Origin of the sequence: Micavibrio aeruginosavorus EPB (genome assembly GCF_000348745.1) — a bacterium.
Taxonomy (GTDB): Bacteria; Pseudomonadota; Alphaproteobacteria; order Micavibrionales; family Micavibrionaceae; genus Micavibrio; species Micavibrio aeruginosavorus_A.
Genome location: NC_020812.1, coordinates 1,285,442 through 1,300,262, shown reverse-complemented (window position 1 = coordinate 1,300,262; position 14,821 = coordinate 1,285,442). Strand labels below are relative to the sequence as shown.

Here is a 14,821-nt window from a genome sequence, read left to right as displayed (position 1 = left end):
TACAGGACGTAAATGAACATGATCCGTGTTAAAGGGCTTGGCCTTCTGGCCATAGCAGGGCTTTGCGCTTTCTCCATTCTGGCCGTGCCGACGACCGTATCCGCACAAGGGTATGCATCTGAACAGGCAACGGGTACGAAAATCAAAGACATCGAAGTGCTGGGGACACAGCGTATCGAACCCGTGACCGTTCTGACGTATCTGGATGCCAAGGTGGGCGACCCGATGACGCAGGACTTGCTGGACGGCGCGTTGAAAAGCCTGTTTGGCACCGGCCTGTTCGCCGACGTGACATTGCGCCAGAAGGGCAGCACGCTGGAAGTCACCGTGGTTGAAAACCCGGTCATCAGCGAGATTGCGTTCGAAGGCAATGACAAGCTGAAAGACGAAGATCTGCTGGCTGAAATCAGCCTGCGCCCGCGTCAGGTCTTTACACGGACGAAAGTGCAATCCGACCTGAACCGTCTGTATCAGGTTTATACCCGCTCCGGCCGCTTCTCGGCCCAGATTGATCCGAAGGTGATCGAGCTGGATCAAAACCGCGTCAATCTGGTGTTCGAAATTGACGAGGGCCCGGTGACAAAGGTGAAGGGCATTCGCTTCGTCGGTAACGAAGTGTATGACGACGATACGCTGCGCAGTGAGATCAGCACGAAGGAAGACCGCTGGTACCGCTTCCTCGGTGCCGACGATCGTTATGATCCGGACCGTTTGTCCTATGATCAGGAATTGTTGCGCCGTTTCTATCTGTCCCAGGGCTATGCCGACTTCCGCATCTTGGCTTCTAACGCCGAACTGTCCAAGGACAAGGACGCGTTTTACTTGACCTTCACTGTTGAAGAAGGCCCGCGTTACCGCGTTGGCAATGTTACGATTGATGCCAATCTGCGCGACTTTAACGAGGCCGATCTGGTTCCGTTCCTGACCTTCAAGCCTGGCGACTGGTATAATGCCGACGAAGTTGAGCGTACGGTCGATGCCTTCACGCGTGAATTGGGCAATCGCCAATTTGCATTCGTGGATGTCAAACCGGGTGTTGAGCGCAACCGTGAAAAACGCACCGTTGACCTGACCTTCAATATCCGCGAAACGCCGAAAGTTTTTGTTGAGCGTATTGATATTCGCGGCAACGTCCGCACGCTGGACAAGGTCATCCGTCGTGAGATGGATTTGGTCGAAGGGGACCCGTTCAACCGTGAAAAAGTGGCCAAGTCGGAACAGAAAATCCGCGACCTTGGTTATTTTGAAAACGTGATCGTGACGCCGCAGCCGGGCACCGCACCGGATAAATCGGTGGTTGATATCGAGGTGGCCGAAAAATCCACGGGTGAACTCTCCATCGGTGCCGGTTTCTCGACCGCTGATGGTCCGTTGGCTGACTTCAAAATTCGTGAACGCAACTTCCTGGGTAAGGGGCAGGATTTGCTGCTCGGGGCCACGATTGCGGGTGAACGGACGGAATTTGATTTCGCCTTTACCGAACCGTATTTCCTCGACCGCGATTTCTCGGCGGGCGTGAACGCCTTCCACATCACCCGCGATTTGCAGGACGAAAGCTCCTATGATCAAAAGCGGACCGGTGGTGGTTTTGAATTCGGTTATCCGCTGTCGGAAAAATGGCGTCAATCACTGCGCTATCGTGTCGAACAAAACGAAATCACCGAAGTCCAGGACGACGCCTCCCGTTACATTAAGGAACAGGCCGGCGAACGTTCGACCTCTGCTATCGGCCAGATGCTGACCTATGACTCACGGAACAGCACATTGTTCCCGTCTGATGGGACCTATGGCTGGTTGGATACTGAAATGTCCGGTCTGGGCGGGGATTCGCAATATATCTCGGCCAAGCTCGGTGCTTCGCACTTCTACCCGTTGTTTGACACGGACCGCGTTGTCCTGAACGTGCTGGGTGAAGTTGGAGCCATCCATGGTTATGGTGATGAAAATGTTGCCATTAACGAACGTTTCTTCCTGGGTGGTGGTACCTTGCGCGGGTTTGAACCGGCTGGTGTCGGTCCGCGTGACATTGGTACCGATGACTCCCTCGGTGGGAATATGTTCTATCGTGGGTCGGTGGAACTGTCGTTCCCGGTCGGGTTACCCGATGAAATGGGAATCAAGGGCCACGCGTTTACCGATTTCGGCTCGCTGTGGGAAATTGACGATGTCGGTTCCGATGTCGAAGACATCAATTCCCTGCGCGCCGGTGCCGGTGTTGGCGTTTCATGGCGCTCACCGATTGGCCCGGTTCGGGTTGATTTCTCCGCACCGTTCATGAAGGAAGATTTCGACAAGGAAGAAAACTTCCGCTTCAGCTTCGGCACGCGGTTCTAACATACATCTGACAAGCAAAAGGGTTTGATGATGCAAGTAAATAAAATGGCTGTTCTGGCGGGTGCTGGTGTTGTTGTATTGGCGGGCTTGGCCCTGATCGTTGGGCCGTCGCTGTTGAGCCATGCGACCAATGATGCGGTCAAAGCGCAAGCCGTTGCCGGGTCCGGCCACGTTATTGCCGTGATCGATGCGCAAGCCGTTTTGAACAGCTCCAAGGCCGGGAAGTCGATTCAGGATCAACTGGCGACCCAGCGTGACGCCTTCCAGAAAGAATTTTCCAAGATGGAACGCGATCTGGGGGAGGAAGAAAAGAAACTGGTGGCCGAGCGTGACAAGCTGACCCCGGAAAAGTTCGCCGAAAAACGCCGCGCGTTTGAAGAAAAATTGATGGATGCGCGTCGCCTGGCGCAACGCCGCCGCGTGTCGTTGGAAAAGGCATCCGCGGATGCGTATAACAAACTGCGTGGCCGCATGACCGAAATTGTCGCGGAACAGGCGCAGGCCAACGGTTATGACATTGTCCTGACCCGTCAGAACGTGGTTCTGGCCGAAAAGGAAATGGACATTACCGGCCAGGTTATGGACAAGCTGAATAAGGATTTCCCGGATGTGAAACTGGATATCAGCGCGGCAGAAAAGGCGGTTGATACCGCGTTGTCCAGCGCCGAAAAATCCAACACGTCGTTGGCTGAGTAAGTTCCCGTGGCTGATCAATCGTTTTTCACCCGGCTGGGTCCGTTCAGTCTTGCCGATATCGCGGCGTCATGCGGGGCGGAGTTGCAAAGCGGCGATTCCGCGCACATGGTGCATGATGTTGGTGCGCTGGATCAGGCGGGTGCGGATCAGATCAGCTTTCTTGATAATATAAAATATCGCGATGCGTTCCGTGCCAGCAAAGCCGGGGCCTGTTTTGTGGCACCGCAGATGGTGGAATTTGCACCCGCGGGTATGGCCTTGCTGGTCAGCAAGAACCCCTACAAAGCGTACGCCTTGTGCGCGCAGAAATTTTATCCGGAATCCTATCCGGATGCGCGCATTTCACCGCGTGCCCATATTGATCCATCGGCCTCGATTGGGGCCGGATGCGTGATTGATGATGGTGCCGTGGTGCAGGCCGGGGCAACGATTGGCGATGGATCGTGGATCGAATCTAATGCTGTGATCGGCCGTAACGTGACCATGGGGCAAAAATGCCGTGTGGGCGCGGGTGCAACGGTGACGCATTGTGTGATCGGCAATGCCGTGCGTTTGTACCCCGGCGTGCGGATTGGCCAGGACGGCTTTGGTTTCGCCATTGATCCGGCAGGTCATGTGAAAGTGCCCCAACTGGGCCGCGTGGTGATCGAAGACCGCGTGGAAATCGGGGCGAACACCTGTATCGACCGCGGGGCTGGCCCGGATACCGTGATTGGTGCGGGGACATGGATCGACAATCTGGTCCAAATTGGACATAACGTAAAAATTGGCCGTGGGTGCGTCATTGTGTCCCAGGTTGGCGTATCCGGCTCTACGGTGCTGGAGGACTATGTCGTTCTGGCTGGCCAGGTGGGTGTGGCCGGCCATTTACGAATTGGCCGTGGCGCGCGGATTGCGGCGCAATCGGGGTTGATGCGGGATGTTCCGGCAGGGGAAGAACAAATGGGCTCCCCGGCCTTGCCAATCAAGCAATATATGCGTCAAATTGCGATGTTGAATCGCCTGATCAAAAAACAGAAATAAGAAGAAGAGACGACCATGAGCGAACAAAGCGCCTCTGCGGCTGTGAACATTGATATCACCCGGATCATGGAAATGATCCCGCACCGCTATCCTATCCTTTTGGTGGATCGCATCCTGGAATTCGTGCCGAACGAGCGGGCCGTTGGTTTGAAAAACGTGACGTTCAACGAACCGCATTTCCAGGGTCACTTTCCCCGTTTTCCGGTTATGCCGGGCGTTTTGATCGTTGAGGCCATGGCCCAGACGGCGGCCATTATGGTCGTGCAAACGCTGGGGAAAGAAGCCGAAGGCAAGCTGGTCTATTTCATGACCATCGACCAGGCCCGTTTCCGCAAGCCGGTCGTGCCCGGGGATTCCCTGCACATCCATGTGCAGAAAACGAAACAACGCGGCCCCGTCTGGAAGTTCAAGGGCGAGGCTATGGTCGGTGACACGTTGTGTGCCGAAGCCGAATTCAGTGCCATGATCATGGATAATTAAGGCCGACTGAACCGTTCGTCTGTAACACCCCGCAACAAAGCGTGATTTGGCGGAATTCCGCCATTTTTCTATACTCTATGGGTGCGCTTGCACCTGTATCCCCCATTGTCGAAAGTGTCGTCTGTCATGTCCTCTGCTGCATTGATTCATCCCACCGCCATTATTGCCGCCGGCGCCACGCTGGGGCAGGGCGTCAAGGTTGGGCCGTATTCCATCGTGGGTGAGAATGTCACGCTGGGTGACAATGTTGTTTTGCATTCGCATGTCGTTGTGGATGGCTACACAACGATTGGCGAGGGCACGGAAATTTTTCCGTTCGCTTCCATTGGGTCTGCACCACAGGATTTGAAATTTGGCGGTGAAAAATCCCGTCTGATTATCGGCAAGAATAACAAGATCCGCGAACACGTGACAATGAACCCAGGCACCGAAGGTGGTGGCATGGAAACGCGCGTGGGCGATAACGGCCTGTTCATGATGGCGTCGCACGTTGCGCATGATTGTATCGTTGGCAACAACGTGATCATGGCGAACAACGCAACACTGGCGGGCCATGTGGTTGTGGGTGATTTTGCATTGATTGGCGGCCTGTCCGCCGTGCACCAGTTTGTGCGCATTGGTGCGCACGCGGTGATTGGTGGAATGTCCGGCGTTGAAAATGACGTGATTCCGTTTGGCCGTGTGAAGGGTGAGCGCGCATCACTGGCGGGCCTGAACCTGATCGGCCTGGAACGCCGCGGCTTTACCAAGGACCAGGTGAAGGCCATGCAACGCGCCTTTAACCAGATGTTTGGCGAAGAAGGTACAATGGATCAGCGCATCGAAATGGTGGCCAGCGATTATTCCAGCGACAATCTGGTCATGGAGATGGTTGAATTCGCGCGCGCCAAAACACGCTTCCCGCTGTGCCAACCCGCAAAACGGAGTGCGTAACAATGACGGATAAAGTCGAAGACGTAAAATTATTGGGCATCATTGCCGGTGGTGGATTACTGCCGGAGCGCCTGTTGGGTGTGTGTGATACCAAGGGGATTGATACTTTTGTCGTTGGCTTTGAACGCCAGACCGATCTGGCGATCCTGAAAGATCGCCGTTACATGCTGACCCGTTTGGGTGCAGCCGGGCAGATTATCAACACGCTGAAGGCGCATAAGGTGCGTGACCTGGTCCTGATCGGGTCCATTCGTCGCCCGTCATTGAAAGAATTGCGTCCAGATTTCCGCACGTTGAAATTCTTCCTGCGTCTTGGCCTGCGCGCGATTGGTGATGATGGGTTATTGAAGGCCCTGCGCCGTGAACTGGAACGCGACGGGTTCAAAATTCACGCTGTTCAGCATTTTATCGAAGATATCATGCCAAAAGCAGGCCGGATTGGCTCACGCGAGCCAACGCCGGAGGATATGAGCGCCATTCGCCACGGCATCAAGGTTGCGCATACGCTGGGCCGTCTGGATATTGGCCAAAGCGTCGTGATGCAACAGGATCTGGTTCTGGGCGTTGAGGGGATCGAAGGGACGGATGAATTGATCCGCCGTTGCGGATTGCTGAAACGCGAAGGGCGTGGCCCCATTCTGGTGAAGATGGCCAAACCGCAACAGGATGAATCGCTGGATTTGCCAACCATTGGCCCGGATACGATTCACCATGCGGCGCTGGCTGGCTATGCCGGGATCGCGGTTGAGGCCAATCGCAGCCTGCTTCTCGACCCGCAGAAGGTTGCCGATTTGGCGGACCAATATAAAATGTTCGTGGTTGGGGTGGATCCCGATAGTCTATGACAACAGGTAATAAAGATCTTTCGATCTATCTGATCGCCGGTGAAACGTCGGGCGATACGCTGGGTGCGCGGATGATGCACACAATGCGCGACATTTGTGCGGCGGATGACGATATGCCGCACCTGCATTTTCACGGTATCGGCGGCGCGCAGATGGAGGGCGAGGGGCTGAAATCCCTGTTCCCGATGTCTGACCTGTCCCTGATGGGGGTGGCTGAAATTCTGCCGCGCCTGCAATCCCTGATCCGTCGGATCAACGAAACGGTTGATGATATTGCCAAACGCGAACCCGATGTCGTTGTGACCATTGATGCGCCGGATTTTTGTTTCCGCGTTGTGAAGAAATTGCGTGAACGCGGCGTGAAGAAACCGGTCTTTATTCATTATGTCGCGCCGACCGTGTGGGCGTGGCGACCGGGCCGGGCGCAGAAGGTTGCGGCCCTGTATGACGGGTTGATGTGTCTGTTCCCGTTTGAACCGAATTATTTCACGCGTCATGGGCTGAATGCTGCGTTTGTCGGCCACCCGGTGATGGAAACAAAACTGGCGTTGACCACATCCGGTGATCGCGCAAAGGCACGTGCGGCATTGGGCGTGCCGGAAGACGGTAAGGTTTTAGGGTTATTCTTTGGCAGCCGCATGGGTGAAGTCAAACGCATGGGCACGCTGATCCGCGATGTCGCTTTGGCCCTGCGCAAAAACCGGCGCGATTTATCGTTTATGGTGCCGACCTTGCCGCATCTGGAACCGGAATTGCGTTCCTTGTTAAAGGATATCGACAACGTCCATTTCACCGATGGCGTGAACGCGAAAAGCGACAGCCTGAAGGCATTGGATGCGGCTGTTGCGGTGTCCGGCACGGTGGGATTGGAATTGGGCGTGGCCAATATTCCGCATGTCATTACCTATACCATGAACCCGTTGACGTGGTGGTTGGTGAAAATGCTGGTGCGGGTGCGCTTTGCGCATCTGGCGAACATCCTGCTGAACAAACGCTGTGTTCCCGAATTTATTCAGGACGCCGCCAAACCCGACATCATCGCCAAGGCCGTCAGTGGCATTTTGGATGAAGGGTTTGAAAGCGAAGAACAACGTGCATCCTTTGCCACCATGCGAAAATTGTTGCGTGGTCGTGGTGATGAAACACCATCGGTCGAAGCGGCGCAGTTTGTACTGGGGTTGGCCCAAACCCGCATGGAAACGCTCAGTCGCCCGGCCGGTGTAACGGCGCGCATGGCGGCATCCGGGGCATAAAAGAAAAGGGCGGTTTGAACCGCCCTTTTTTATTTCTATCGCTTGTCCACCGGGACATATTCGCGTTGCGCCGGGCCGGTATAAAGTTGGCGCGGGCGGCCGATTTTCAGGGATGGTTCTTCCATCATTTCTTTCCATTGGGAAATCCAGCCCACCGTCCGGGCCACGGCGAACAGCACCGTGAACATGGATGTGGGGAAGCCCATGGCTTTCAGGATAATGCCGGAATAGAAATCGACGTTCGGGAACAATTTGCGTTCGATGAAATACGGATCGGACAGGGCGATGCGTTCCAATTCCTGCGCCAGTTCCAGCAGCGGGTCGTCAATGCCCAGTTCGGCCAGAACCTCGTCACAGGATTTTTTCAATACTTCGGCGCGCGGGTCATAGTTTTTGTAAACGCGGTGGCCAAAGCCCATCAGGCGGGTGTTATCGCCCTTGTCTTTTACCTTGGCCAGGAATTCGGGGATGTTGTCCTTGTGCCCGATTTCTTCCAGCATTTCCAGCACGGCCTGGTTCGCGCCACCATGGGCCGGGCCCCACAGGCATGCAATGCCGGCGGCAATGCACGCAAACGGGTTGGCTTGGGATGACCCAGCCAAACGCACGGTGGATGTTGATGCGTTTTGTTCGTGGTCGGCGTGCAGGGTGAAAATGCGGTCCATGGCGCGGGCCAGAACCGGGTTCACAGTGTACGGTTCCGCCGGAACGGCAAAGCACATATACAGGAAGTTTTCCGCGAACGACAAATCATTGCGCGGGTACATAAACGGTTGGCCCACGGAATATTTGTATGACATCGCGGCCAGTGTCGGCAATTTTGCGATCAAACGGTGTGCGGAAATTTCGCGTTGTTTCGGATCATGAATGTCCAGCGAGTCATGATAGAACGCGGACAACGCGCCAACCACGCCGCACATAATGGCCATCGGGTGCGCGTCACGGCGGAAACCACGGAAGAAGAAGTGCAGTTGTTCATGCACCATCGTGTGATAGGTGATGTTGTGTTCAAATTCTTTCAATTCCTTGGCATTCGGCAAATCACCATAGAGCAGGGCGTAGCACACTTCCATAAAGGTGCTTTTTTCGGCCAGATCCTGAATGGTGTAACCGCGGTGGAGCAGAATGCCCTTGTCGCCATCAATAAAGGTAATGCGGGATTTGCAGCTGCCCGTCGCCATAAAGCTGGGGTCGAATGTGAAGTGGCTGGTTTCATCATACAGCTTGCGAATATCAATCACCGGCGGGCCCATAACACCGTCCAGAACGGGCAGTTTCGTTGATGCGCCGGTCTGGTCATTGGTCAGGGTGAAAGTTTTTTGTGCTGTATCTGCGGACATGGTGTTACCCCACGGAATGGAAAGCGAAAATGTGTACGTGTGAAAGGCCCAGCGAATGCCAAACCAACCGCGCAATCATAGGCCTGCGCCGCGTAAAGATAAAGGCAGCGCGTTTAAAAATCGTTACTTCGGTAAATTGGTGTTTTTTATGAAAACTGTCGTGGCGTTAGGTCATGTGGTTTGTATAAGCCTGTGCCGCATGGTGTGGAACATGATTCAGGCCAGTCAAATCCAGCGCGCATGTGGTCGCCGTAGTGATTTGTTCTTCGCCATAACCGGATTGGCGGGCAATGGCGGTCAGGCGGCCAATACGGCGTTCAACTGTCGGGTGGCTGGCATGCAGGTTTGCCCATACGCGGGACAGTTTGCCGGGTTGTTTGGTGGCATCATGGCCCAATTCGGCAAGTTTAATATTTTTGATCTCGTTGATCTTGCGCAAGGCCGTGACCAGCGCCAGCGGATCGGCACCCAGCAAGACCGCACCGCGGTCAGCCTGATATTCCTGACTGCGCGATAGTGTGGCATTGGTGATCCTTGCGGCTTTACCAAGTCCCCATGTGGCCAGAAAGATCCCGGCAATCATCGGGTTGATCGCGCTGAAGAACGCAACGTTGGTGGCAACACCAAAGGCAAAACATCCCAAAGCAATTCTGGTCAGGCGCTTTGCATCGGCATCGGTCATGCGATCATTTTCGTCTGTATTGCCGCGGTTCATCTTCTTAATCAGGCGGCCAAACCCGGATAGTTTCGCGGCGATAATTGGCGCGACGATTGTTGCCGACCATCCGGTCGCAAAGTTTATAGCCCCTGTTGCAGCAGTGCTAAAAATATAAAGAATGCTGTTTGCGTTGCGTGATGTGCGATGAATGACTTGCTGGGGCAGGTCGATAATTGAATGCTTTGCAACGATGTGGGCAAATTCATGGGCCAGAACCGCCTTTTCTTCGCGGTCGTTGAGAATTTCCAGCAATGATTTTGAAATCATAATCACCGGCTTGCCCAGATTAATAGCGGCGGCGTTCGGCATAGCTGTGTATTTGCTGCGGATGTGTTTGCGGATTTCCTCGTATTTGGCCCCTTGCTTTTGTGGCTTTGCTTCATCGATGTCAAAATCGTGGATTGGGTATTTATCGGCGCTGAGGCCAGATGCCTTATAAAGATCCTGAACGATTTGTTGCAGCTTGGGTGAATATGAATAGTTGTCTTCGTGTTTCTTCAGATTGTTTTCAAAGACGTGTTTGTTTGCACGAATTTCTTTGATTGTTTTCCACGTTGCAAAAGTCGCGGCAACGCCCAGAATGGCTGGCATGCCGATCATATAGGTTGCTGCGGCGATGCCCGCCGTTGTGGCATAGGAAAATGCGAGTGCGCCGTAATTGCGCAACTGATAAAAATTGGGAGCCATAAAAAAATCCGCCATTCCCTGTTATTTCGTTGGAATGGCGGACTTTTGCATAGAGTATTTGTTATGTCAAAGAATAATCCAGGCGCTGTAAAACCTCTGATTTTCCAAGGAGTTCGGCCGCGTGGAAGACTGAGGGGGAGACCGTGGTTCCCGTCAGGGCGGCGCGCAGGGGCATGGCGACCTTGCCCAGTTTCCCATCCCGCAAATCATTGGCCACAGTTTTGCAGGCCTCTTCGATATTCGTGGCGTTGAATTCAGTGATACCGGACAGCGTATCTTTCAAGGTTTGCAGGATGGCTTTATCCAGATTGGCTTTGGCCTTTTCATCAAATTCAAACGGAACGGTTTTGACGTAGAACGCGCCTTCGTCCGCGATTTGGACGATGGTTTTTGCGCGGTTTTTCAATTCGTCCATGCCGGCCAGCAAACGGGCGCGGCCCGTGTCATCCACGGTGTATCCGCGTTCGATCAGGAACGGCGTGACCAGGTCAACCAGACGGGCATTGTCGGCCAGTTTGATATAGTGAGCATTGACGTTTTCCAGCTTGGCAAAATCGAACCGCGCGGCGGATTGGCCAATGTGTTCCAGATCGAACCATTCAATCGCCTGTTCGGTGGAAATGATTTCATCATCGCCGTGGGACCAGCCGAGCCGCAGCAGATAGTTGCGCATCGCTTCGGGCAGGTAGCCCATTTTCTCGTATTCCTTCACGCCTGTTGCGCCATGGCGTTTGGACAGTTTTGCGCCATCCGGCCCCAAAATCAGCGGTAAATGCGCATAAACCGGAATATCCCAGCCCATGGCGGTGTAGATGATGTTCTGGCGGAACGTGTTGTTCAAATGGTCATCGCCGCGAATAACATGGGTCACGCCCATATCATGGTCATCGACCACAACGGCCAGCATATAGGTCGGCGTGCCATCACTGCGCAGGATGATGAAATCATCAAGCTGCTCATTCGCCACGGTCACATCGCCCTGCACCTTGTCATGCACGATGCTGTTGCCATCCAACGGGGCTTTGATACGGACGACGGGTTTGATGTCCTTCGGAGCGGTGGCCGGGTCGGCATCGCGCCAACGGCGGTCATAGAATGTCACGCGGCCTTCTGCCTTGGCTTTTTCCCGCATGTCTTCCAGTTCTTCCGGCGTGCAATAGCAGTAATAGGCTTTGCCCGCCTTGATCAATTCATTGGCCACCTCGGCGTGGCGGTCGGTGCGTTCAAATTGGGATACGATATCCCCGTCCCAATCCAGCCCCAGCCAGGTCAGGCCGTCCTTGATGGAATCCACATATTCGGGGGCATAGCGTTTGCGGTCCGTATCCTCGATCCGGAACAGCATTTTGCCGTTATGGCGCCGCGCAAACAGCCAGTTGTACAAAGCCGTGCGGGCCGTGCCGATATGCATCAGGCCGGTGGGGGACGGGGGGATACGGGTGATGATGGTCATGGTTGTATTATCCTTTAAATTCTGTAAGCCTTTGGTAGCATAAGAAAACAGGCCAGAAAACAGGTTTCGCAGGTGGATTTCAGCGTTTCGGAGCAAGGTATTAGCGCGACGGGGTGGCGGGGCGTGACGGCGGTGATCGCCGCGCAGCGCCCGCACTATGTTTTATGGCTGCCTGTTCTTCTGGGGGCGGGGATTTGCGCCTATTTTTCACTGAAATTTGAACCGTCATGGGTGGGAGCGCTGGCTGTCCTTCTGGTTCCGGCGCTGGCTGTTTTGTGGCAATGGCGGCGGGCGCGGGCGGGCGGATCGGTGGCTTTGCTGTTGCTGTTCGGTCTTGCCTTGGCGTTCGGGGCGGGCTTTGCCGCGGGCAAGGTGCGCACCGAAATGGTGCGCGGCCCCGTGTTGGAAAAACAAATGCGCTTTGCCAACGTGACGGGCACGATCCGGTCACTGGAATTGCTGGAAAGCGGGCGGGGCAGCCGTGCGGTTCTGGATGATCTGTTGATCGAAGAGATTGCGCCGGAGAAAACCCCGCGCCGCATCCGCATGACGATCAGCAAGGACGAAGGCCTTCGTCCCGGTCAGCGTATTCGCGTTCTGGGTGGATTAAACCCGCCATCGGCCCCTGTGGCACCGGGCAGTTTTGATTTCCAGCGCTATGCCTATTTCCGCGAACTGGGCGCGATGGGATTTGCGTATAAAGCGCCGGAGATTTTGTCGGAGCAACAAGGCGGTTTTTATCAGGCGCTGGAAAATTATCGCCTGATGCTGGCGCAGGCCGCGAAAGACCATGTCGGCGAACGCGAGACGGGTGTGGTTATCGCCCTGCTGACTGGCGAACGTGCGGCGATGAGCGAGGATCAATGGGATGACGTTCGTGTCGCCGGTTTGGCCCACATCATCGCCATTTCCGGCATGAATATTGGTATGGCGGCAGGCGCGGCATTTTTCCTCAGCCGTCTTCTGATGGCGCTGTTCCCGCGTTTGGCGCTGTATCACCCCATCAAATCCTACGCCGCCGTGATCGCGTTTGTTGCGGCCTTTGCTTACGCCTTGATTGTCGGGATGAGTGTACCGACATTCCGCGCCCTGATCATGACGGGTTTGTTCCTGCTGGCCATTGGCCTGAACCGCAGCCCGTTTTCCATGCGGTTGGCGGCGGTCAGTGCGGGGGCGTTATTGCTGTTCTATCCGGACATTTTACTGGGCGCGAGTTTTCAGATGTCGTTTGCCGCCGTGATCGGGCTGATCTGGTTTTATGACGTCACGCGGGATTGGTGGGTGGAGGCGTATACAAAAGCCGGGTGGTTGCAGCGGGCCATCATCTATTTGGCGGGGGTGTGTTTGACGACCATTCTGGCCACCATCGTTACGGCCCCGTTTTCGCTTTATCATTTTCAACAGGTGGCGACGTATGGCGTGGCCGCGAATTTCATCGTGGTGCCGCTGGCCAGCTTTATCATCATGCCGTTGGCCATTCTGGTTTACTTCCTTGCGCCATTGGGGTTGGCGGATTGGCCGTTGGCGGGCATGGCATGGGGTGTGGATGTCATGCTGGATATTGCCCGCATTGTGGCCGGGTGGCCGCATGCCGTGGTGCATTGGCCGGTATGGTCAGGCGCGGCGCTTGGCATCATGATTTTTGGCATGTTGTTTATGTTGCTCTGGGCCGGGCGGTCGCGCTGGTTGGGTGTGTTGCCTTTGGTTGTTGGCATGGTGATGGTTGTTGTCACCACGCCGCCGGATATATTGATCTCATCCACCGGGAAATTATGGGCGGCGCGGATGGATGGTGACCGGATGATGATTTCATCCCGCGTGGCCGACCGATTTACGGCCGAAGTTTGGACACAGGAATCCGGATTGCCGGAAGGCGCAACCGAAAAAATTCCGGATGAGGGATTATATCAGGGCGAAAACGGCATGGTGTCGTGTGATGCCGATGCCTGCCGGATGGAGATGGAGGGGGCAAAAATCGCCTTTATCAACCAGCCCGTTGCATTGGCGGCCGATTGCGCGTGGGCGGATGTTGTCGTCGCCCGTATGTCGGTGGAGAAAGATTGTGCCGCCCGGGTGGTGATTGACCGTTTCGATGTGTGGCGAAATGGGTCGGTGGCGATCTGGGTGCGAGAAGGTGAAAAACCCACGATCCGCACTGTCCGTGACCTGCGCGGTGATCGTCCATGGGCGATGAATAACGGACGGTAAAAACCCAATCTTGAGGCCGTCATTCCGGCGAAAGCCGGAATCTTCCAGCCATAACGGACGAAGACCCCGGCTTTCGCCGGGGTGACATCATATATTTTGGTGTTGGTATTGCTTAGTGGTACGTGCGGTACAAACTGACCAACCGCCCTTGAATCTTCACGCGCTCGGGTTCCAGAACGCGGGGTTCGTAATCGTCGTTCTCCGGTTCGAGAATGACTTTGTTCCCGGATTTGCGGAAACGTTTCAGAGTCACTTCGCTGTCATCAATCAACGCCACAACAATCGTACCGTTTTCGGCGGTCGTGGTGTTGCGGATGATAACGATATCGTGATCATTAATGCCCGCCTTGATCATGGAATCCCCATCAACGCGCAGGGCGTAATGTTCACCAGACCCCAGCATTTGCGGCGGCACGTCGATCAATGTTTCTTCGTCACGGATGGCCTCAATCGGTGTTCCGGCGGCGATTTTTCCGTGCAGGGGAATTTGCGCGAAGTTGTTTGCGGGGGCCGGGGCGGCCATGCGGGCATCTTCGTACACGCTGGCAATGGCGCGGGTCTGGGCCGCGGCGGCGGATGAATCCGCGCCATCGGGTTTGTACCCTTCCGGTAATTTTTTCACTTCCAGCGCGCGGGCGCGGTGGGGCAGGCGTTCCAGATAACCACGTTCCACCAGCGCGCTGATCAAACGGTGGACGCCCGATTTGGATTTCAGGCCCAGCGCATCCTTCATCTCATCAAAAGAGGGGGCCACTTCGCCCGTCTGCATACGCTCGTGAATGAGAACAAGAAGGTCACGTTGTTTTCTGGTCAGCATTTGGCGTTGTATTCCCTTTGTTTTGCCCGCTTTT

At 55.2% G+C, this 14,821-nt stretch carries 12 protein-coding genes; 8 read left to right on the top strand and 4 right to left on the bottom strand.

The window, feature by feature from the left end; genetic code table 11:
* The first annotated feature begins 12 nt into the window (after positions 1-12).
* The 7 genes from bamA (at position 13) to lpxB (ending at position 7,564) form a co-directional block, all read left to right on the top strand.
* Positions 13-2,334 carry an outer membrane protein assembly factor BamA gene (gene bamA, locus A11S_RS06045; protein ID WP_015467614.1) on the top strand — a complete coding sequence of 774 codons (2,322 nt, stop codon included), beginning with the start codon at positions 13-15 and terminating at the stop codon, positions 2,332-2,334.
* Positions 2,335-2,361: 27 nt separating this feature from the next.
* Entirely contained in the window at positions 2,362-3,030 is a 669-nt protein-coding gene (locus A11S_RS06040; protein ID WP_015467613.1) for an OmpH family outer membrane protein, read from the top strand.
* A 6-nt stretch (positions 3,031-3,036) separates the two neighbouring features.
* Positions 3,037-4,053, top strand: a complete 1,017-nt coding sequence (lpxD, locus tag A11S_RS06035; protein ID WP_015467612.1) for a UDP-3-O-(3-hydroxymyristoyl)glucosamine N-acyltransferase — start codon at positions 3,037-3,039, stop codon at positions 4,051-4,053.
* Positions 4,054-4,068: 15 nt separating this feature from the next.
* Positions 4,069-4,533, top strand: a complete 465-nt coding sequence (fabZ, locus tag A11S_RS06030) for a 3-hydroxyacyl-ACP dehydratase FabZ (protein WP_015467611.1) — start codon at positions 4,069-4,071, stop codon at positions 4,531-4,533.
* A 126-nt stretch (positions 4,534-4,659) separates the two neighbouring features.
* Positions 4,660-5,466: an acyl-ACP--UDP-N-acetylglucosamine O-acyltransferase gene (gene lpxA, locus A11S_RS06025; RefSeq protein ID WP_041803018.1), complete on the top strand. Its 807-nt coding sequence runs from the start codon at positions 4,660-4,662 to the stop codon at positions 5,464-5,466.
* Positions 5,467-5,468: 2 nt separating this feature from the next.
* On the top strand, positions 5,469-6,311 hold the full coding sequence (locus A11S_RS06020) for an LpxI family protein (protein ID WP_015467609.1): 843 nt from the start codon (positions 5,469-5,471) through the stop codon (positions 6,309-6,311).
* The gene (gene lpxB, locus A11S_RS06015; RefSeq protein ID WP_015467608.1) at positions 6,308-7,564 is read left to right on the top strand and encodes a lipid-A-disaccharide synthase; all 1,257 of its coding nucleotides are present in this window, start codon (positions 6,308-6,310) and stop codon (positions 7,562-7,564) included. The genes A11S_RS06020 and lpxB overlap by 4 nt, the downstream gene beginning before the upstream one ends.
* Positions 7,565-7,599: 35 nt before the next feature.
* Here the strand turns inward: lpxB and A11S_RS06010 are convergent, their stop codons facing one another.
* The 3 genes from A11S_RS06010 to gltX all read right to left on the bottom strand — a co-directional run bounded on the left by A11S_RS06010 (position 7,600) and on the right by gltX (position 11,762).
* Positions 7,600-8,904 carry a citrate synthase gene (locus A11S_RS06010; protein ID WP_041803016.1) on the bottom strand — a complete coding sequence of 435 codons (1,305 nt, stop codon included), beginning with the start codon at positions 8,902-8,904 and terminating at the stop codon, positions 7,600-7,602.
* A 166-nt stretch (positions 8,905-9,070) separates the two neighbouring features.
* A complete protein-coding gene (locus tag A11S_RS06005; RefSeq protein ID WP_148285112.1) occupies positions 9,071-10,309 on the bottom strand; it encodes a M48 family metalloprotease in 1,239 nt (412 codons plus the stop codon).
* Between the two features lie 61 nt (positions 10,310-10,370).
* Positions 10,371-11,762, bottom strand: coding sequence for a glutamate--tRNA ligase (gene gltX, locus A11S_RS06000; protein WP_015467605.1), 1,392 nt, complete (start codon positions 11,760-11,762; stop codon positions 10,371-10,373).
* A 72-nt stretch (positions 11,763-11,834) separates the two neighbouring features.
* On the opposite strand from gltX, the gene A11S_RS05995 reads away from it, so the two are divergent.
* The gene (locus A11S_RS05995; protein ID WP_235067410.1) at positions 11,835-13,970 is read left to right on the top strand and encodes a ComEC/Rec2 family competence protein; all 2,136 of its coding nucleotides are present in this window, start codon (positions 11,835-11,837) and stop codon (positions 13,968-13,970) included.
* 112 nt (positions 13,971-14,082) lie between these two features.
* On the opposite strand, the gene lexA is transcribed toward A11S_RS05995, so the two are convergent.
* Positions 14,083-14,787 carry a transcriptional repressor LexA gene (gene lexA / locus A11S_RS05990; protein WP_015467603.1) on the bottom strand — a complete coding sequence of 235 codons (705 nt, stop codon included), beginning with the start codon at positions 14,785-14,787 and terminating at the stop codon, positions 14,083-14,085.
* Positions 14,788-14,821: the final 34 nt, after the last annotated feature.